This window comes from Paraburkholderia gardini (genome assembly GCF_907164575.1).
Lineage (GTDB): Bacteria > Pseudomonadota > Gammaproteobacteria > Burkholderiales > Burkholderiaceae > Paraburkholderia > Paraburkholderia gardini.
The window spans coordinates 87,012-106,526 of the sequence record NZ_CAJQYY010000023.1; the positions used below are offsets into that span (position 1 = coordinate 87,012).

22 protein-coding genes are annotated in these 19,515 nt (G+C 62.3%); 10 read left to right on the top strand and 12 right to left on the bottom strand.

Annotation, left to right across the window (positions count from 1 at the left end):
• Positions 1-222 precede the first annotated feature (222 nt).
• Positions 223-1,377, top strand: coding sequence for a GGDEF domain-containing protein (locus tag LPA34_RS19140; RefSeq protein ID WP_228981131.1), 1,155 nt, complete (start codon positions 223-225; stop codon positions 1,375-1,377).
• Between the two features lie 40 nt (positions 1,378-1,417).
• Here LPA34_RS19140 and LPA34_RS19145 read toward each other — a convergent pair whose 3' ends face one another.
• Both LPA34_RS19145 and LPA34_RS19150 read right to left on the bottom strand, forming a co-directional pair.
• The gene (locus LPA34_RS19145) at positions 1,418-2,566 is read right to left on the bottom strand and encodes a succinylglutamate desuccinylase/aspartoacylase family protein (RefSeq protein ID WP_228981133.1); all 1,149 of its coding nucleotides are present in this window, start codon (positions 2,564-2,566) and stop codon (positions 1,418-1,420) included.
• 28 nt (positions 2,567-2,594) lie between these two features.
• A complete protein-coding gene (locus LPA34_RS19150; RefSeq protein ID WP_228981135.1) occupies positions 2,595-3,365 on the bottom strand; it encodes a transporter substrate-binding domain-containing protein in 771 nt (256 codons plus the stop codon).
• A 168-nt stretch (positions 3,366-3,533) separates the two neighbouring features.
• On the opposite strand from LPA34_RS19150, the gene LPA34_RS19155 reads away from it, so the two are divergent.
• On the top strand, positions 3,534-4,490 hold the full coding sequence (locus LPA34_RS19155; RefSeq protein WP_228981137.1) for a LysR substrate-binding domain-containing protein: 957 nt from the start codon (positions 3,534-3,536) through the stop codon (positions 4,488-4,490).
• A 36-nt stretch (positions 4,491-4,526) separates the two neighbouring features.
• Here the strand turns inward: LPA34_RS19155 and LPA34_RS19160 are convergent, their stop codons facing one another.
• Positions 4,527-5,624: a diguanylate cyclase gene (locus LPA34_RS19160; RefSeq protein WP_228981139.1), complete on the bottom strand. Its 1,098-nt coding sequence runs from the start codon at positions 5,622-5,624 to the stop codon at positions 4,527-4,529.
• Positions 5,625-5,849: 225 nt separating this feature from the next.
• Positions 5,850-6,719: a LysR family transcriptional regulator gene (locus tag LPA34_RS19165; protein ID WP_228981141.1), complete on the bottom strand. Its 870-nt coding sequence runs from the start codon at positions 6,717-6,719 to the stop codon at positions 5,850-5,852.
• Positions 6,720-6,815: 96 nt separating this feature from the next.
• Here LPA34_RS19165 and LPA34_RS19170 point away from each other — a divergent pair, with 96 nt between their 5' ends.
• The 4 genes from LPA34_RS19170 (at position 6,816) to LPA34_RS19185 (ending at position 10,714) form a co-directional block, all read left to right on the top strand.
• Complete coding sequence (locus LPA34_RS19170; protein ID WP_228981143.1) at positions 6,816-7,802, top strand: zinc-dependent alcohol dehydrogenase family protein; 987 nt, start codon at positions 6,816-6,818, stop codon at positions 7,800-7,802.
• Positions 7,803-7,991: 189 nt separating this feature from the next.
• Complete coding sequence (locus LPA34_RS19175) at positions 7,992-9,164, top strand: 4-hydroxybenzoate 3-monooxygenase (RefSeq protein WP_228981145.1); 1,173 nt, start codon at positions 7,992-7,994, stop codon at positions 9,162-9,164.
• 271 nt (positions 9,165-9,435) lie between these two features.
• Positions 9,436-10,047: a hypothetical protein gene (locus LPA34_RS19180; RefSeq protein WP_228981147.1), complete on the top strand. Its 612-nt coding sequence runs from the start codon at positions 9,436-9,438 to the stop codon at positions 10,045-10,047.
• Positions 10,048-10,396: 349 nt separating this feature from the next.
• Positions 10,397-10,714, top strand: coding sequence for a TetR/AcrR family transcriptional regulator (locus tag LPA34_RS19185; protein ID WP_228981153.1), 318 nt, complete (start codon positions 10,397-10,399; stop codon positions 10,712-10,714).
• A gap of 168 nt (positions 10,715-10,882) precedes the next feature.
• On the opposite strand, the gene LPA34_RS19190 is transcribed toward LPA34_RS19185, so the two are convergent.
• The 5 genes from LPA34_RS19190 to LPA34_RS19210 form a co-directional block, all read right to left on the bottom strand.
• Positions 10,883-11,605: a DUF899 family protein gene (locus LPA34_RS19190; RefSeq protein WP_228981155.1), complete on the bottom strand. Its 723-nt coding sequence runs from the start codon at positions 11,603-11,605 to the stop codon at positions 10,883-10,885.
• Positions 11,606-11,743: 138 nt separating this feature from the next.
• Positions 11,744-12,109: a hypothetical protein gene (locus tag LPA34_RS19195; protein WP_228981156.1), complete on the bottom strand. Its 366-nt coding sequence runs from the start codon at positions 12,107-12,109 to the stop codon at positions 11,744-11,746.
• Between the two features lie 197 nt (positions 12,110-12,306).
• Positions 12,307-13,623, bottom strand: a complete 1,317-nt coding sequence (locus LPA34_RS19200; protein WP_228981159.1) for a sensor histidine kinase — start codon at positions 13,621-13,623, stop codon at positions 12,307-12,309.
• Complete coding sequence (locus tag LPA34_RS19205) at positions 13,620-14,360, bottom strand: response regulator (protein WP_228981180.1); 741 nt, start codon at positions 14,358-14,360, stop codon at positions 13,620-13,622. Before LPA34_RS19205 ends, LPA34_RS19200 begins: the two co-directional genes overlap by 4 nt.
• A gap of 127 nt (positions 14,361-14,487) precedes the next feature.
• Positions 14,488-14,859, bottom strand: a complete 372-nt coding sequence (locus tag LPA34_RS19210) for a GFA family protein (RefSeq protein ID WP_228981160.1) — start codon at positions 14,857-14,859, stop codon at positions 14,488-14,490.
• Positions 14,860-15,092: 233 nt separating this feature from the next.
• On the opposite strand from LPA34_RS19210, the gene LPA34_RS19215 reads away from it, so the two are divergent.
• The 3 genes from LPA34_RS19215 to LPA34_RS19225 all read left to right on the top strand — a co-directional run bounded on the left by LPA34_RS19215 (position 15,093) and on the right by LPA34_RS19225 (position 16,459).
• Positions 15,093-15,332 carry a DUF4148 domain-containing protein gene (locus tag LPA34_RS19215; RefSeq protein WP_228981162.1) on the top strand — a complete coding sequence of 80 codons (240 nt, stop codon included), beginning with the start codon at positions 15,093-15,095 and terminating at the stop codon, positions 15,330-15,332.
• A gap of 87 nt (positions 15,333-15,419) precedes the next feature.
• Positions 15,420-15,836 carry an organic hydroperoxide resistance protein gene (locus LPA34_RS19220; protein WP_228981163.1) on the top strand — a complete coding sequence of 139 codons (417 nt, stop codon included), beginning with the start codon at positions 15,420-15,422 and terminating at the stop codon, positions 15,834-15,836.
• 161 nt (positions 15,837-15,997) lie between these two features.
• Complete coding sequence (locus LPA34_RS19225) at positions 15,998-16,459, top strand: VOC family protein (RefSeq protein ID WP_228981165.1); 462 nt, start codon at positions 15,998-16,000, stop codon at positions 16,457-16,459.
• A gap of 33 nt (positions 16,460-16,492) precedes the next feature.
• On the opposite strand, the gene LPA34_RS19230 is transcribed toward LPA34_RS19225, so the two are convergent.
• The 3 genes from LPA34_RS19230 to LPA34_RS19240 form a co-directional block, all read right to left on the bottom strand.
• Positions 16,493-17,140 carry a VTT domain-containing protein gene (locus LPA34_RS19230; RefSeq protein ID WP_228981170.1) on the bottom strand — a complete coding sequence of 216 codons (648 nt, stop codon included), beginning with the start codon at positions 17,138-17,140 and terminating at the stop codon, positions 16,493-16,495.
• A gap of 192 nt (positions 17,141-17,332) precedes the next feature.
• Positions 17,333-18,397 carry an alkene reductase gene (locus LPA34_RS19235; RefSeq protein WP_228981171.1) on the bottom strand — a complete coding sequence of 355 codons (1,065 nt, stop codon included), beginning with the start codon at positions 18,395-18,397 and terminating at the stop codon, positions 17,333-17,335.
• Between the two features lie 85 nt (positions 18,398-18,482).
• Positions 18,483-18,806: an ArsR/SmtB family transcription factor gene (locus tag LPA34_RS19240; RefSeq protein ID WP_228981172.1), complete on the bottom strand. Its 324-nt coding sequence runs from the start codon at positions 18,804-18,806 to the stop codon at positions 18,483-18,485.
• A gap of 613 nt (positions 18,807-19,419) precedes the next feature.
• Here LPA34_RS19240 and LPA34_RS19245 point away from each other — a divergent pair.
• On the top strand, positions 19,420-19,515 hold a 96-nt coding region (locus tag LPA34_RS19245; protein WP_228981181.1), incomplete at its 3' end, for an acyl-CoA dehydrogenase N-terminal domain-containing protein.

Consider the following 19,515-nt stretch of genomic DNA (forward strand, 5'->3'; position numbering starts at 1 on the left):
CGTCGATCGAGTCCGGGCTGACGCGTGAGCGGGCCCGCCCGCGCGGGGGAAAAGGAAATCGATTCAGTGAGGGAAACCGCCGCCGTGTCGTAAACTGTCGGCCAGTCGGGTAGACGAGGCGGCGCCGGAGAGACAGGCCGTCGCATCAACGGACATGCCTGTCAAATTCAGACCCGTATTCAGGTTCAGACTTACGTTCAGATCGAGGCGATGTTGAATCCGGTGAGTATTCTTGGCGTGACAGTGTTGTCGGGCGTCATGGCGATGGCCGTGCTCGGTTCGCTGCTGCGTGCCGCGATTCCCGGTGTGGGATGCTGGGTGGTCGCAAACGCGCTTTCCATCGTGGCGCTGATCTGTTTCGCGTCGCAGGGCCATGTACACGCGCTGCTGTCGATTCTTGCGGCGAACGTGCTGCTGGCGGCAACCGCGTTGACCGGACTCGAAGGGTTCCGGCGGTTCCTTGGCCGTACCGGGTTACCGGTAGCGGGTCTCGTGGGTCTTGTGGCGGTGGGCGCGGGCATTGCGTACTGGACGTGGGTGACACCGAACTTCAACGCGCGCGTGGCGCTCGTCTCGGCGTTTCATGCCGGGATCAACGCGACGATCGCCGTCATCGTGCTGCGCAAGCGGCCGCCCGAGCGCGCGAAATACAGCTATTGCTTCGTCGCGGTGACGGCTTCGCTGTTCTCTGCCGGGCACGCCGTGCGCGGCATGACCTATGGACTGGGGCTGTTGTCGCAGGCGAGGCTGCTGGAGTCGTCGGCGATCAATATCGCTTTTCTCGCGCTCGGCATTCTTGCGCTGCCGACGTTGTCGATCGGCATGGTGATGCTGGCTCACGACCGCATGGCGGACCGTCTGCGAAAGCTGGCCAGCATCGACGATCTCACGGGTGCCTTCGCGCGCCGCGAATTTTTCGCGAGAGCGGACGCGTTGCTCAGGAGCGCGGCGCGCACGGGTACACCTGTTACGTTCGCGGCTATCGATATCGATCATTTCAAGTCGATCAACGACCAGTACGGCCACGCAGCGGGTGACAAGGTGCTGATGCACTTCGTGTCGATCGTGATGGAGGTCGTTCGAACCGGCGATGTGTTCGGCCGGCTCGGCGGCGAGGAATTCGGCGTGGTGTGTCCAGCGACGAGTGCAGGAGAAGCAGTGGTCCTGCTGAACCGGTTGCGCGACCGGCTGGCCGCGTCGGGATATCAATCGGGCTCGGGCGCGGTGCTGCACTATACGTTCAGCGTGGGCGTCGACCAGTATCGCGCGGGCGAGCCGCTATCCGCACTGATGGCGCGCGCCGACGCCGCGCTGTATCTCGCGAAGGCGTCGGGACGCAACCGCGTCGTCGAGGCGCTTCAGGCGGGAGTCGGGTGAGCGTGCATCGAGTGCAGGTCAGGCACGGTTTGAGCAGACGCTACGCGCCAAGCAGCACGCCCGTGCGCAGCGCGCGTGTCCCTGTCACACGTCCGAGCGGCGCGCCCGCGGTCGCGAAGCGGATCGCGCGCCGCATATAGAAAACGCCGTCCGTATTGCTGCTGATCGTGGTCGTTTCATCGGTTAGCGGATCGACGATGTCGAAGAGCGCATCGCCTGCACGAATGGTGTCGCCGATCTTCGCGCGATGCACGACGATGCCGCTTACCGGCGCATAAAACTGTTCGCTGCCGGCGAGCGGCGTGGCAGGCGAGCGCAGCGGCGGCAACGCCTTCGGCTCACCGCGAATCGCGCCGCGCGAAACGAGGTAATCGACGATCGCGTCGGCATCCTGTTGCGCGATGGCGTAAGACACATCGCGTTGCCCCCGGCATTCCACCGTGACCGCAAGCGTGCCGTCCGGCACCGGCCTGTCCGCCGGCATCTGTTGCTGCAGATTCCACCAGATGAGGCTGTGCGCCTCGTCGAAGGCCTGGGCGCCGGAGTTCGTCGCGAGCAGCGATGTTTCGGCGCCGAGATAACGGGCAAACGGTTCGATCGACGGCCACGCGGCTTCGGTGGTGTACACGTGCATCACGGCTTCGAGCGAGCAATGCAGATCGATGACGAGATCCGCATCGAACGAATGTTTGAAGAGCGCGAGCTGCAACGATTCGAATTCCGTCAGCGGCTTTTGCCGCGCCAGTTCTTCGCGCAGCAGATCACGGATGATGTCGCGATTGCGGATCGCGTCGGCGCCCAGCAGATCTTTCGCGCGTTCAGCGAGCGTCGGGAACTGCAGGAAATGCCGGTTGAAGTTCCTGCCGCTCGCGAGATCGAAACGGCCGATGAACTGCCCCATCACGTACTGCCCGAGCCCAACCGGATTCGCGACGGGCACCAGCACGATTTCGGCGCTCAGCGCGCCGCGCGCTTCAAGTTCGAGCAGGCGGCGTTTCAGCAGGACCGCCGTGAGCATCGCGGGCGTTTCGTCCGCGTGCAGTGAAGACTGGATGTAGATCTTCCGGTCGCTGGCCGGTGAACCGGATCGCGCCGAAGCTGACGCGGACGCCGGTGCAAAGTGAAAACTCACCAGCTCGCGTTGCGTGCCGACGGCGGGTGAAAGAAGGGACGTGGTCTGTTTTTGCATGCGTGTTCCGGTCAGGAGAGGAGGGCGCTCATTCGCCGTACGGGTCGAAGTCGAAATAGCGGTGGGCGATCTGCGTGTACGTGCCGTCCTTGCGCATCGATGCGATCGCGCCATCCACGGCTGCTTTCAGCGCCGTATCCTCCTTGCGCATGCCGATGCCCACGCCATGATCGCCCATCGAGAGCGGCTCGCCGACAAACGCGAAGCCCTTGCCGGCAGGCGTGCGCAGAAATCCGAAATCGGCTTCGACGGTGCCGAGCAGCGCGGCGTCGAGCCTGCCGTTGACCAGATCCTGAAACACTTCATCCTGGCTCTTGTAGGCGGTCACGCGCACGCCTTGGGTGGCCCAGTGCGCAAGCGCGTAAGTCTCGAACTGCGTGCCCGACTGCACGCCGATCTGCTTGCCCGCAAGGCTCGCGGGCGTGCCGTTGAACGGCGCACCCTGACGCGCGATGAGACGCGACCTGAACTGGAACAGCTTCGACGAAAACGCGATCTGCTGCGAGCGCTTTTCGGTAATCGCCATCGACGAAAGGATCGCGTCGATCTTGCGCGCCTGCAATGCGGGAATCATGCCCGAGAACTCCAGTTCAACCCACTGGCAGTGCGCGTGGATACGCCGGCAGATTTCGTTGCCGAGATCGACGTCGAAGCCCTTGACGCTGCCGTCGGGCGCTTTGGCGTCCATCGGCGGATAGCTCGGGTCGATGCCGAGGCGAATCGAATCGTTATCGCGTGCATGCGCGCTGCCGACGAGCGTCAGCGCGGCGACGAGGATCGCGAGGGATGTCTTCTTCATGGCGGCCTTGTTCACGATGCGCCGCGGTACGTCACGGTACGCGCGGTGTTGTGTGATGTGGTGTGGGTTCCCGGGGAGATGTGAGCGCATCCTAAGACGCGCCGATGAATCATGAAAGACCACTCCGGGCTATCATGATCACTTTATGTGATCACGGACTGGCAAGCCATGGCGCTGACACTTTCGCAGTTACGTGTGTTTTCGGCGGTGGCGCGGCATGGCAGCATCCGTGCGGCGTCGCGCGCGCTGGGCATTGCGCAGAGCGGGGTCACGCATCAGGTGCAGAACCTCGAACTGATGCTCGGCGCGACGCTCTTCACGCGGACCAATCGAGGCATCGCGCTGACGGCGCTCGGTCAGCGTCTGTTGCAGCGTGCCGCGACGATTCTCGGCGAATGCGAGCGGGCCGAGCAGGAGATGCAGCAGCTGAGCGGCGATTACAGCGGCGACGTGTCGTTCGGCATGTCCACCGAACCGCTGATCGATGCGCTTGCACCCGTGCTCGCCGAATACCACGCGCGTTTCGACAAGGTCGCGTTGCGTCTGCGGACCGGTACTTCGCGGATGATGATTTCACGCATTCGCGACGGCACGCTCGACTTCGCCGTCGCGCTGGTGACGAAACAGAGCGACACGGCCGATCTTTCCGTGACGACGCTGTATCCGTCCGATCCGGTGATCGTCTGCCGGCGCGGTCATCCGAAAGCGTCGGCGACCTCGCTGACGGAACTCGCCGGCTGCACATGGGTGGCGACGCCCTCGCCCGGGCAAGCGGGCGATGCGCCTTCGAACCGGCTCGCGGATCTGTTCATCGAACGCGGTCTTGCGCCGCCGAAGGTCATCGCCACTGTCGAAGGCCTGTTCGAGGCGCTGCATCTCGTCACGCAGACCGACTGCCTTTCGCTGGAGCCGTCGATCCTGACGCAACGCGGGCTGTTCGCGCACGCGCTGGTCACCATTCCGGTGCGCGAGCGCGCGATGCCGCAGGACGTTTGCCTGCTGCAGCGCGCGTCGATGCCGTTGACGCCGGCGGCGCAGCAACTCGCGACGATGCTCGTTTCCTGGACGCGCACGCTGCATGCACCGCGCGATTCCAGCACTTCAGAGGGTTTGTCGCTGGCTTGAAGCTTGCCGCGCGGCGTCACGACTACGCCACGCACTTCACGCGCGTGCCGTGGATGCGTGTGCGCCGGACTTTGAATTGAACGTACCGTGTTCGCCCGCGACGACCACGCAGTCACGGCCTTTTGCTTTTGCAGCGTAAAGGCAGTGGTCGGTCTCCATCATCCATGCCGTGAAGTCCGCCATGCCGGGCCGGTAGCACGTGAGGCCCGCGCTTGCCGTGCAACGCAGCGCGCGATCGGGGTTGCCGGTGCGCAAACGCAGGTCGAGCAGCAGCAGTTCGACCATCGGGTGTGCATCGACCAGCTTCAGTCCCGGCAGGATCACCGCGAATTCTTCACCGCCATAACGCCCGACGATATCGCCGGGCCGCAACGTCATCTGCAGGAAGTGAGCGAAGCTGCGCAGCGCGGCATCGCCGGCGGCGTGACCCTCGGTGTCGTTGACGCGCTTGAAGTGATCGAGATCGAGCAGCACCAGACAGCACGGCGCGCCTTCCGCGCGACAGCGTTCGAACTCGATGGCGAGCAGGTCTTCCCAATGGCGCCGATTCCACAGGCCCGTGAGCCCGTCGGTGCGGCTCAGGCGCTCCGATTCGCGCGCGTGCAGGGCGAGTTTCTGCGCCATACGGTAGGTCGCCCAGCCAAGCGCAAGCGGATACAGCACGAGAAACGGCATGCATGCGATGAGGGTCGGCATCTGCGATTGCGGCTCGAACGTGAGGCCGAGCGTCAGCGCGCCGATCGCAAAACCGAGAAGATGCGCAACGAGGCCGCGCAAAAAGAGCCGCATGCCGCCGGCAGCGATGTTGTCCATGCTGAGCATCGCGAGAATCAGCACGCAGGGCAGCAGATTGAAGTGCATCGCGACGACCCACAGGCCGCCGAACACCGAATCGACCATCAGATTGCAGCGTTCGCCGCGATACGGCACCTGCCAGGCGAGTGCCGCGCGATACGCGAGATGGGGCCAGAAAAAACCGTGAAAGACCAGCAGCGCCCACAGCCAGAGGCTCGCATGCAGTTGATGGAAAACCGACGCGACGCAGAAAAAGCCGAAGCCAAGGCCGATCACGCGAAGGCGATAGACGCGCCCTGCGAAACGTTTTCCTTTGCCTGCATATCGATTGGTGCTCAACACTGTCCCCGATGTCGGCGGTAGGCTGGGTGTCGCCTGAATGTCGCTGTGGCGAACCTCGATGATTGTATCTGATGCAAGTTTTGCCGGGCGACGATGTTGTGATGTCCGGAACGGCTTTGTTTTACGCCCCTGGCGGGCGCGGGTGTGCCGAAACGCCCGTATCCGGCGGACAGGCGCGCTGCATGCCGCCACGCTACACCGCGCGATGACGCTACCGGCGCATCATAGGTTCGCGAGAACCTCGACGGTCATGTCGACGAGCGCGCGAAGCCGTGCCACACGGCGCAGGTCGCGGTGATAGCCGAACCACACATCGCGCCCGGGTGGCGCCTCGCCAGGATCGATGCGCGCGAGTCCCGGCGTCGTATCGCCGAGCGGGCACGGCAGCACGGCAAAGCCGCCGCCTTCCGCGCACATGCGCGCCTGCGCGCCGCGGTTGTTGCTGCCGAACGCGACAGTCGCATTCGGCAGCAGGCGTTTGATCCACACCACGTCCGGTAGCGCGTCGAACGCGCTGTCCATGCTGATGAGCGTCTGGCCTGCGCCATCGCCGGCACTGGGCGGCACGAGATCGCTGCGTCCGTATAACGCGTAATCCATGTGCATCAGCTTGCGCTGGATGACGTCGGGTTCCTCGAACGGCGTGATGCGAAACGCGAGATCGGCTTCGCGTCGCGCAAGGTTGTATGGACGCGCGTCCGTCACGAGTTCCAGCGACACGCCCGTGTGACGGGCCAGAAACCGCGCGAACACGGGCGTCAGCACGTGAACCCCGAACCAGTCCGACGACGCGACCCGCAGCGAGCCCGTCAGGCGGGCGTCGTTGCCAGCCAGCGCGCGGGTGAAGCCGAGCGCTTCTTCTTCCATTCGCTCCGCGTAGGCGAGCACGGCCGCGCCCTCGTCGGTCAGCACGAAACCGTCGCGGGTGCGCTGAAACAGCGTCTGCCCGAGCACCGTTTCCAGCGCGCGCAGCCGCCGGCCCATGGTCGGCTGCGTCTGGCCCGTCTGCTTCGCCGCGGCACCGAGCGTGCCGGTACGCGCGATCGCGAGGAAGATACGTACGTCACTCCATTCCGGATAGCGTTCAGTCATTTATGTATGGAAGACGTGCAAAATCGTTGATTTACATGCCGTTACGCATGAACCAGTATGGAGACATCTTCTTCGCCCTTCAACAGGAAAGAAATCATGTTCATGCAGGCGCTGGTACTCAATCGCTACAACGGTCCGCTCGAAATGACGACGCTTCCCCGACCCGAACCCGCGCGCGGCCAGGTGCTCGTGCGCATCGCGGCGAGCGGCCTGAACCCGCTCGACACGAAGATCCGCGCCGGCAGCGCCGCGCACGCAAACCATCCGTTGCCGCTGGTGCTGGGCATCGACCTGGCCGGCACCGTGGAGGCAGTGGGCGAAGGCGTCAGCGCGTTCAAGCCGGGCGACGAGGTGTACGGCATGACGGGCGGCGTCGGCGGTATTCAGGGATCGCTCGCGCAATACGCGGCAGTCGACGCGGACCTGCTGGCGCCCAAGCCGGCTACTCTGGACATGCGCGAAGCCGCGGCGTTGCCGCTCGTGTTCATCACGGCGTATTCGGGCATCGTCGACCGTGCCCGTGTTCAGGCAGGCCAGACGGTACTGGTGCAGGGTGGCGCGGGCGGTGTCGGGCACGTTTGCGTGCAGCTCGCGGCTGCGCTGGGCGCGAAGGTATATGCCACCGCGAGTTCGCGCGACCTCGATCTGGTCGCGCGCCTGGGCGCCACGCCGATCGATTATCGCGAGCAGACGGTCGAGCAATACGTTGCGTCGCTCACGCAGGGCGCCGGCTTCGATGTCGTGGCCGATACCGTCGGCGGTGCGACGCTCGATGCGTCGTTCGCGGCGGTGAAGCATTTTGGGCACGTGGTGAGCGCGCTTGGCTGGGGCTCGCATGCACTCGCGCCGCTGTCGTTTCGTGAAGCGAGCTATTCGGGCGTGTTCACGTTGTATCCGCTGCTAAGCGGCCTTCATCGCGCGCATCACGGCGAGATGCTGCGCGAAGCCACGCGGCTCGTGGAAGCGGGCAAGCTCACGCCGCGTCTCGATCCGCGACGCTTCGACATGGCTTCGGCGGAACACGCGTACGAAGCCATCACGAGCGGCACGGCACGCGGCAAGATCGTGGTGGATATAGCGTGATGTCCGCAGCGCAGCGCGCTGACATCACGCGATGCGTGAAGCTGTGCACGGACCGATGCTCGACGTGTGCCTGCATTCGTCGACGTTTATCTCAAAATTGGATAGTGCTTATCCCTGATATCGCGTTGCGCGATATGAGCCGTGTTCGTCACACTGGGTGCAAATCAATGCCGCATTCAGGAGACACACATGCGCACTCAGGTTGGCATCATCGGTGCCGGGCCGGCAGGCCTTCTTCTTTCCCATCTTCTTCATCTTCGCGGCATCGAGTCGGTTGTGCTCGAAACACGCAGCCGCGAGCAGATCGAATCGACGATCCGCGCTGGCGTGCTCGAACAGGGCACCATGGACCTGCTCGTCGAAGCGGGTGTGGGTGCGCGCATGCAGGCTGAAGGCGCGCTGCATCATGGCTTCGAACTCGCGTTCGAAGGCAAACGGCGCCGCATCGATCTCACTGGGCTGACCGGGCATTCGATCACCGTCTATGCGCAGCACGAAGTCATCAAGGACCTTGTCGCGGCGCGCGTGGCGGCGGGTGGCGAGCTGCGCTTCAATGTGTCCGATACGTCGCTGCACGATCTCGACACCGCGACGCCGTCGATCCGCTATCGCCACGAAGGCGAAGCATGCGAGCTGCACTGCGATTTCGTGATTGGCTGCGACGGTTCGCAGGGCGTATCGCGTGCGGCGATTCCGCAGGCCTCGCGCAAGGACTACGAACGCGTGTATCCGTTCGGCTGGTTCGGCATTCTGTGCGAGGGCAAACCTTCTTCGGACGAGTTGATCTACGCGCGCCACGATCGCGGTTTCGCGCTGGTGAGCACGCGCTCGGCCAACGTGCAGCGGATGTACTTTCAGTGTGATCCGAACGATTCGGTCGACAACTGGTCGGATGACCGCATCTGGGCCGAACTGCACGCACGGGTCGATTCGGAAGACGGCAGGAAAGTGGTGGACGGCAGGATCTTCCAGAAGAACATCGTGGGCATGCGCAGCTTCGTATCGACAACGATGCAGCACGGCCGTCTTTTCCTTGCGGGCGACGCCGCGCACATCGTGCCGCCGACTGGCGCGAAGGGCATGAACCTCGCCGTCGCCGACGTGCGGGTGCTGACGAACGCGCTGCGCGCGTACTACGAGGAGGATCGCGGCGACCTGCTCGCGAGCTACAGCGAGACTGCGTTAAAGCGTATCTGGCGCGCGGAACATTTCTCGTACTGGATGACGCGCATGATGCATCGTCTCGACGATGCTTCGCCGTTCGAGCAGCGTCTGCAGGTGGCGGAACTCGAATACGTGACCACGTCGCGCGTCGCGGCGACCGCGATGGCGGAGAACTATACAGGCGTCGCGCCGGTGTAAATGCAGCGGTACGTCGCAACGCCTTTCGAAATCGTACGCATGAGCGACGTGAGTCAGATTTCTGTAAGCACGACATTATTTTTAACGCGCCGGAATAATTCGCGGCACCGCGACGTTTGCCAACCAGATGTATCGGGTTGAATCCTCCCGGTACTGTTCTCGTGCGCAGACACCGCCGGGATGTATGGGCACTGCCGGCCGCGATACCCGCCGTCGACAGGCAACATACGATCCTGGCGAGCGCGCGCCTTCGTGTTTTCCGGAGACATCCATGTCCATCCGCATGAAACTCGGCGTCACGCTTGTGACGCTATCTTTTGCCGGTACCGCATTTGCACAGGCGCCGGCTAAACCCTCACGTATTCGTGGTGAAATCGTCTCACTCAACGGCGACGTGATGAAAGTTCATCGTCGCAGCGGTGATATGGTTTCCATTGAAGTCAAACCCGACATGAGCGTATCCGCCGTGAAACCGATGCAGCTCTCCGACATCAAACCGGGCTCGTACGTGGGCACTGCCGCCACGACCGGAACGGATGGAAAGCTGACCGCCACGGAGGTTCTCGTGTTTCCCGAGTCGGCGCGTGGCACAGGCGAAGGGCACTACGCGTGGGATCTGAGCCCGAACAGTTCGATGACGAATGCAAACGTCGATACGGTTGTCGAAGGCACCAGCGGTCGCGATCTGAAGCTGTCGTACAAAGGCGGCACGAATGTCGTGACCGTGCCGCCCAACGTACCCGTCGTCACGCTTACGTCAGCGGCTCGCGTCGATCTGATGCCGGGCAGGAAAGTCTTCGTCGTGGCGACGCCTGCTGCGCAGGGCACGTTTGTGGCTCAACGTGTGGTGGTCGAAAAGAACGGCGTCGCGCCGCCGATGTAATCAACCCCTGATCGCATGGCCGGCCGGGCTGAACAGGTGGCCCGGCCGGCCATGCATTCCAGAGCCTTTTTCCGCACGCTTTCAATCCCTCCGCATCGTCGTATTCAGGCTTCGTTCCCGTGCCCGCATCCGTCGCATTGATCACCGCTGCGCACCTCTGTGGGCGCGCCGGTGGTCGTTCCTTTGTCGCTGCCGGGTCTTTGCTATTGTCTTGAAAGAGGAAACCGAAACCAGGCAAATGGTTTCTGGCGACAGCAGGCCATTTTCTGGCCTCCGCGCTGGCTGACAGTCTGGCGGCGGCGCGCGGGATATACGCGGTTTCCCGATGCTCACCCTAACCTTGATACGCATGATTCACAGGACGCACATCGCGATGACAACCCGGGCGCCACGTGCGAAGCATCGCGTTGAAACCGCACAGGCGGCGGCAGGCCAGCCGCCGCTCGCGCTGCCTCATGTCGATTTCGATGCGGGGCCGTCTGGACGCATCCTGGCCGCCGCGCGCGAAATCCTGCTGCGTGACGGCTATAGCGGGCTCACGATGGACGGTCTTACAGCTGCGCCCGGTATGAGCAAGAAAACGCTGTACGTCCATTTCTCGTCGAGTACTGGCTTGCCGTCGCGAGAGTCCTGCACGATCCGGCCATGCTGGCACGTACGCAGTTGACGCCGCAGAAAGCATTCAACAAGGCGCTCGACCTGTTTTTCCTGGGAACGTTGACCACTTCGGGGCGTGCGCGAGTCAAGGGGCGGGCCGGCTAACGGCACGCCCCGACACGCCCCGATGCACCGCACGAACGCGCATCGCCTGCCGCCCGTCTGTTCACGTGAGCCCTTATTTCAGGGCATATTCCAGTTTCGGATACCAGTCGATGCCGCGCCCGCCAGGCGTCATGTCCAGCACGGTCCATAACGGCATGGCGTCCGGTGCGCCGCGCGGGTCCTGGCCCGGGTCCGCCGTAAGCGGTCCCATTTCGTCGCCCCAGAAGTGGCGCACGGTGTCACCGGAACGGACAAACACGTTGAACGTCGCGTTGTCGTCGCCTTCCGGGTTCTCGTCGGCGTAATCGCGGTTGAAGCTGTTGCCGCCCGACGAATACAGGCGCAGATGCCGCCAGCCCCGTTCTTTCCTGAATGCGCCCAGACGCTCGACCGGCGATCTGGCGATCACCGCGAACGCCACGCGCTGCAGGATGTCGGCCATCTCGCCGTCCAGCGCGGTGAGCATCGAGGTGCACATGGGACACGGCCGTGCCCGCTTCGGGCCGAACATCCAGTTGTAGGTGACGAGTGTGTCGTGCTCTCCGAACATTTGCCGCAACGTCGTGGCCCCATGCTCGCCTTCAAAGCGGTAATTCTCCGGCACCTCGCCGCCGGGCGGCAGCGCGCGGCGCTGCGCGGCAACCCGTTCGATATGGCGTCGCAACTCGATTTCTTCCGCCAGCAGTGCGTTGCGTGCGCTCCGGTATAGCGCGTTTTCACCGGGAAACCGGCGCGTTGACTGTGCCAGCTCCACGACTGGTCTCAACGCCTGTGCAGAAGCCTCTACTGAAGTCATGAAGGATCCCCTCGTCGGTTAAAGGAAACGGGGGTGCGAGACTGCGGAGTACTCCACCTGTCTGCGACCCCTGTCTTTTCTCACGACGAGCGGGACTTGAGGAAATCGACAACCGGTTCGTGGATTCCGTAATACGGATTAATCGGCGATCCGTTTGTCCGCGAGGGCGCGCTGGCAGTCGGCAAGCACATTGCGGACCAGCCGGGACTGGAAATCGAGGTCGTCGGTATTGAGGATTTCCTCGACGGCGTCGCGTGCCCATTCGGTGTCGACAAACGATGCGTGCTGACGGGCAATATCGACCGCCAGCGCCGACAATCTGGCGATGCAGAGCCAGTCGGCGGTGCGCATATGCCGGTCGAGCCACTTGTGCGCCGCCTGGACCTGGAACGACGGTTCAGGCCACATCTCGTTGAGATACCACGCGCCGAGATTCCCGCAGGTGAGCCAGCAGAGCAACTCGACGCGATCGCGTGGGCTTAACTGGTGACGTACATCACTCATGGCAACGCTCGCGAATCTGGATAAATGCGGTTCGCGGGTGCGCGAACCCTTGGTAAAACAATAACACGGCGCAATTGGGTTATGGATACGCTTTTCCATCATATCGTCGGCTGAAACGCGCTTCCTGAATGTGTGCTTGCCGACGTTAGTGCGCGCGTTTTAGCCCGGGCCGCCGCTCTCCAGGGGCATTCCCGATGCTATTGCCGCTGCAGGGTCAAGCGTGCCTCAAGACCGCCGCCCGCACGGTTTTGAAGCGACAGGCTCGCGTTCATGGCGAGTGCCAGCTGACGCGCGATGGCAAGCCCCAGACCGGTTCCGCCGGAATCGCGATTGCGCGAAGCTTCGACGCGATAAAAGGGCTGAAATACCGCTTCGATTTCATCGTCGGGTATGCCTGGCCCGCGATCCAGAACCGAGATCGTGACTTCGTCTGGCTGCGACGCGTCGATCACGATATCGCTTGCGCCGGAATACTTCAGCGCGTTGTCGACCAGGTTGCCAAGGATGCGGTGCAGTGCCTGCGGTCGGGCGAGCAGCGATGTGCCGATCCTGCCTTGCAACGTCACCGCCTGACCGGCATCCAGATAGTCGGACGCCAGACTTTCCAGCAGGGCGTCGGGATCGATACGGCGCGGTGCTTCAGCGGCGCCATGCAATGTCCGCGCGTAGGTGACGCCTTCGCGAACGAGCGCTTCCATCTCTTTCAGGTCCTGCTGGAATTTCACCTGTTGTTCAGTGTCGTCCATCAGATCGGCACGCAGACGCATGCGGGTAATCGGCGTTTGCAGATCGTGCGAAATAGCGGCCAGTATCTGGATACGCTCGGTCATATAGGTCGAAATGCGATCCTGCATCGCGTTAAAGGCTTTAGCAGCGTGCGCGACCTCGGCAGGGCCGGTTTCCGCGAGGCGGGTCGTTTTCATATCGGGCCCAAGCGTATCCGCCGCCTCCGCCAGTTCCTTGAGCGGAGCCGTCGCGATGCGCACGGCAAGCCAGGCGCATACGCCGAGAACGATCCACTGGCCCAGCATCATCAACGGCAGCCAGGGCGAAAGCGGTATGGCGGGTTGCGGCCGGACGTCAATGGTCAACGGTGAGCCGTCGCTCAAACGCAGATGCACCTGCAGATGTTCCTGACGGTCGGGCAGGGCATTGACGGTCAATGCATAGTGTCGATCCAGACCTCGCGTGAACGCCGCCGCGGCGGCCGTGGACAGCCGCGATTCAGGCGGCGATCCGGTGACACCGGGCCCCAGGATAAAACTATAGGAGCGGCGCGCGAGCCGGGGTAACCATTGTGCCCGTTCGCCGGCAGGCAGGTGATCCAGAAAGGCGACAGAAATGGAGACTTCGCGATCGACGTATCCCGTCATCATCGTGGAAAATGCGTCGTCCCGTTCGTGAAGCGTTAGCGAAAAAGACAGTGTCTGCGCGAGCAGCAGGCCCAGAAAAAGGATCAGGGTCAGCCGTGCAAAGAGGGTGCGCGGCCATCGGATCCAGCGTGCGGACATCATTCAGCCGCCCCCTGGGATGTCACGGCAACCGACAGCACGTAGCCTTCACTGCGCAGTGTCTTGATGTAGCGCGGTTCACGCGCGCCATCGCCCAGGCGTTGACGCAGCCGGCTGACGAGCAGATCGATGGACCGGTCGAATGGATCGGGGCGGCGCCCCTGGGTGAGGTTGAGCAGCTGATCGCGCGTGAGCACCCTTTGCGGATGATCGAGGAACACGCGCAGCAGGCGATATTCACCGCCGCTTAGCGCCACCATCGTGCCGCTCGCATCGAGCAGATGGCGCGCGGTGGTATCCAGCCGCCATTCTCCGAAGTGCAGGAACTGCGCCGGCTCGCTGCCCTGCATATTGGACGGCAACATACGCGCGCGCCGCAATACTGCCCGCACGCGTGCGAGAAGCTCACGTGCGGCGAACGGCTTGACGAGGTAATCGTCCGCGCCCATCTCAAGCCCTACGATACGATCGGCTTCCTCGCCTAGCGCGGTCAGCATCAGGATGGGCACCGAACGCCACGGTCCGGCGCGCAGTTCACGACATATCACAAGACCGTCTTCGCCCGGCAACATCAGATCGAGCACGATCAGATCAGGCGTTTCTTCCTCTAGCAGCGCACGCATCTGCCGGCCACTGGGTGCAAGCGACGCGCGCAGGCCGTTCTTCGTGAGGTAGCTGCCGAGCAGTTCGCGAATCTCGCGGTCGTCGTCGACAATCAGGATATGGTCGGGCTTTTCCATCGTCTGCATCAGAAGGTCCGGCGTTTTTCAGGTGCCCGGCTAGTGTGGATCAATGAGCAGCTAAAGGGCGTGCTTATTTCGAACCCGATGCCGCCGGTCAGAAATACGAGCATTGCGATGATCCGTTTCATGCGGCCTCCACGACGGAGAGGCTCGCTCCATCGCCGACGGACGATTCGAGCGCATACACATCGACACCCTCGAGGCAGCCGAGATTCACTCTCCACAGCGCAGGGTTCGTACGGGTCTGGTGAAACGTGTAGATGCCACAGTGTTTGCAGAAGTAATGCTTCGCCACTTTCGTGTTGAATTGATAGAGCGTTAGCGCTTCCTTGCCGCTGACGATTTCGAGTGCATCCGCGGCGAAAGAGGGCGACATCAGCGCGCCCTTGCGACGACACAGGCTGCAGTTGCAACGCATGGCTGGTGCCACCGGCGTACGCACTTCGAATTGCACTGTGCCGCAATGGCACGATCCCTTCAGCTTTTCAAATGACATGAGACGCTCCTCGACGGTTGGAGCCTGCTTTATAGCCCGAAAAAGGGCGACGTTTGTATCGCAATGTATCCGCGGTTGCAGGCGATACACAACATTGCAAATCCCGCGTTTCGAGACACAGGTGGGATACATCCGCACGTTTTAATGCACCAACGCCGGATCGAACCCGCACCGCTTACGAGATGTTTGATACCGGATGTTCCTTCTCAGTCATCCAGTTTCAGGAGAGCACCATGAAGACCTTGATCATCGCAGTCACCCTCGCTGTTTCCGCTACGACAGGTATTGCTTACGCTGCCGGTGCCACCGCTACCGGCGTCGAAAATGCGGCCGCCACGCATCTGGATCAGACCGCACCAGGCGCCAGCGCACAACCGCGCACGCGTGCCCAGGTCAGAGCCGAACTCGTGCAGGCAGAGAAGAGCGGTCAACTCGCGAACCTGAACCGCATGTTTTATCAAGGCGGAAACTGACCGGCTGCCGGTTTCCACGAATTTCCAATACGTTGCAACGCTGTACCAAAGTTGAATACAGAACCGAACTGAAAAAAGGATTTCATCATGACCCGAATCGAAAAAGTGCTGTACACCGGCAAGACGCATACTTCTGGCGGCCGGGATGGCCAGTCCCGCAGTTCCGACGGCCGCCTCGATATCAAGCTGACGTCGCCTGGCAAGGCAGGGGACGGCACGAATCCGGAGCAGCTCTTCGCGGCTGGCTGGTCGGCCTGCTTTATCGGCGCGATGGGGCACGCGGCCCGCCGGATGAACGTCACGCTGCCGGCGGATCTGGCTGTCGACGCTGAAGTGGATCTGGGCACGGCCGGCGATGGCTACTTCCTGCAGGCGCGCCTGAATGTGAGCCTGCCCGGCCTCACGCGTGAAGTGGCGCAGGCGCTGACGCAAGCCGCGCATCAGACGTGCCCGTATTCGAAAGCCACGCGCGGCAACATCGACGTCGTGATCAACGTGGTCTGAACGCAAAAGTCATGACATCGGCAGCGGCGGGCGCAGGCTTTATACGTGCCCGACCCTGCCTGAAAATAGCGGGAGTGTAGTTCGCAGCACGACTGCATCGCACGTTGAATTCATCCGGTTGTTTAACTAGTCTGTGAAATATATAAATCACGGAGACTGTCATGGATGATCCGTTTCGCCGTCCTTCGCTGGGTGCCGCGCTGTTCTACAAAGACCCTTTAGCCGCGCTCGACTGGCTGGAGAAAGCTTTTGGCTTTGAGCGCACGATGGTCATAACAGATAGCGAAGGGCGTCTCGGCCACTCCGAAATGCACTTTGGCGACCGCTATCTGATGATCGGCAGCGAATGGGCTGATCACACTTCAAGCCCTGCATCGGTTGGCGGCAAGAACACGCAATGCGTGCATGTGCATCTCGAATCCGGCCTCGACGCGCATTGCGAACATGCACGTTCAGCCGGCGCGGTGATCGTGCGCGAACCGGAGGACCAGTTTTACGGCGACCGCGTGTATGCCGCGCGCGATCCGGAAGGGCACGTATGGAGCTTTGGGCAGACCGTACGCAAGGTCACGCGCGAAGAAGCGGAGCAGGCGAGCGGGCTGAAGATCGAAGGCTGGGTGTGACGTATGGGCATGCCCGCTGTGGCGGCGAATCGTCTATACGCGTTGTCGCTTACCGTTCGCAAGCCGCCACAGCGCACCCACTAGCAGCGATCCTGTACCAAGGCCCACGCCAAGCAGGACGATCGAACTCATATGATCGCGCACGAGCGGCACATTTCCAAACACGTAACCGGCAGCGACGAGCGAGACGATCCAGATAGCCGCGCCTGGCACGACGAACGCGACGAACCGCGCGAACGTCATGCGTGCGACGCCACCGACGAACGGCGCGAACGTGCGTACCACTGCGATATACGGCGACAGCAGAAACGTGATCCCGCCGCGCGCTTCATAGAACGCGTGCGCCTTGCGCAGTGCGTTCCGGTCGATCCAGCGAATGTTCGCGGTATAGACCTTCTCGCCGATCGCGCGGCCCGTTGCGTAGTTGACGATGCTGCCGGCGACCGCCGCCGCAAACAGCACCGGCATCACAATCCATACGTTCAGGGCGTGCGTTGCCGCGAACGCGCCACAGATAAAGATCAACGGATCGCCAGGCAGAAAGAAGAGCGGCAAAAAACCGATCTCGACGAAGATAATCGCAAACAGCATCGAGTACACAGCGGTGCCGTACTGCTCGATCAAACCGCCCAGGTGCTGGTCGAAGTGCAACGCGAGCTGTAACAGGTGCATCAGGTCCATATCGTGTCGGGCAGAATTCAGGTTTCAGCAGTGTAGTCCTGCGTGCGGTGCGCGTACGGTTTTTCGGATCCGTCACGATGATCAGGAGGCAGGTCATACGAGGGACGACAAAAAAGCGCGGGATACGCGTCCGTGTCATGCCGGTCGCGCATCCCGCGCCTGTTACTGCGAACCTGCGTTGAAACTTGCCGGTTATCCGTTCACGGCTTCGAGTGCCGGATAGTCGGTGTAGCCGGCTTCGCCCTCAGCGTAGAAGGTTTCCGGAACCGGTGTGTTCAGCGGTGCATCGAGCGCAAAACGGCGCGGCAGATCCGGATTCGCGATGAAGAGCTGTCCCCATGCCACCGCATCGGCTTCGCCTGCGTCGATCACCTGCTGCGCGCTTTCCTTCGTGAACCGTTCGTTCGCGATGTACGGGCCGCCGAATGCCTGTTTCAGTTGCGGTCCGAGACGGTCGTCGCCCAGTGCTTCGCGCGCGGCGATAAACGCGATCTTGCGCTTGCCGAGTTCGCGTGCCACGTAGCCGAACGTGCCCGCAGGGTCGGAGTCGCCCATCGAGTGTGAATCGCGCCGCGGCGCCAGGTGAACGCCGACGCGGTTCGCGCCCCACACAGCGATACATGCGTCCGTCACTTCGAGCAGCAGCCGTGCGCGGTTTTCGATCGAGCCACCGTAGGCATCCGTGCGATGGTTCGTGCTGTCCTGCAGGAACTGGTCGAGCAGATAGCCGTTTGCGCCGTGTATTTCGACGCCGTCAAAACCGGCGGCTTTCGCGTTCTCCGCACCCTTGCGATACGCTTCGACGATGCCCGGAATTTCCGCGAGATCGAGCGCGCGCGGTGTCACGTATTCGCGCTTCGGACGCACGAGGCTCACGTGGCCCTTCGCGGCGATCGCGCTCGGCGCAACGGGAAGGTCGCCGTTCAGGAACACGGGGTCGGATACACGCCCAACGTGCCACAGTTGCAGGAAGATCTTGCCGCCAGCCTGATGGACCGCTTCGGTGACGAGCTTCCAGCCCTCGACCTGCTCCTGCGACCAGATGCCCGGTGTCGCGGCGTAACCGAGACCTTGCGGCGTGACAGACGTCGCTTCGCTCAGGATCAGGCCAGCCGACGCGCGCTCGGCGTAGTACTTTGCCATCAGTGCGTTTGGAACGCGGACGTCACCTGCGCGGGAACGCGTCAGCGGTGCCATGAAAATGCGGTTGCGTAACGTGATATCGCCAATCTGGACCGGATCGAAAAGAGTCGGCATAAGTGTTCACCTTTCCTGGCGGGCAAGGGCCCGCCGCTATGAAACAGCGTGAATAAAAGAAACGAGGCGATGCGAATGCGTTGCGTCAGAGGTCTGCGTTCATGTGTTCGATAAACGCCTGAATGACTGCTTCATTGCGTTTGAAGAACACCCATTGACCCACGCGCTTCGACGTGACGAGCCCCGCGCGCTGCAACGCGGCGAGGTGCACGGACACAGTCGACTGCGACAGGCCGCAGTGGCCTTCGAACTTGCCGGCGCAGACGCCATGATCGAGCGGAATCTCCTGATCTGAAAAATGCTCGGACGGGTTCTTTAGCCAGCCGAGAATCTCGCGGCGCACGGGATTGGCGAGCGCCTTGTGGATTGCATCGACATCGATCGGTTGCGGAGCAGTGCGGGCTTTCATGAACGTTTATTCCGACGCGGCATGCGAACATGCCGGCAATTGCATCGCTACGGGACGAATCATATATCGTGATTATACGATATTCGAAAAGGCCTTGCTGTCTATGGGGGTGATAATTGCTGGCGCATAAAAAGATTCGCACTTTGCCAAAGCAAGTGGAAACAGATGAGCGGCGAAGTCATTGCTCGCATTCAGGTGTGCGTGGGCTCGCTCGATAGACCCAGTGTCGCGCTGTCATGTCTCGAACAGACCGGGGCGCCTTCGCGAGTGGCCGCGCAGGAAATTCGAATCGCGGACCTTGCATTGCTTCGAGGACGAACTGGAGGCGTAGCGCTGTCAGCATGCAATCGACGCAGGCGTGCCAACCATCCCGCCCGGAGCGAGGTTCGCGGTTTGACTGACAAAACCTGCCACTCGACGAGCCGCTTCGCCATCTTTCGACCCATCGGGGCGGGTTGGTAAAAAACGGCAGGTTCTGTCAATCAAAGGGCAGCTTTTGCCATTGGATGACGCGAACGGGACCGCTAGGATGTGGGCATCTGGTGCGTAGCGTGTGGAAGCAGTCCTCCACGCGGCGCATTTTCCGCTCAAACATACAGGAAGGAGACGCGTGATGAGTTATAACGCCCCCCTCAAGGACATGCTTTTCGTGATGAAGGAGCTGGCCGGTCTGGACAGCATCGCCACATTGCCGGGTTTCGAGGATGCC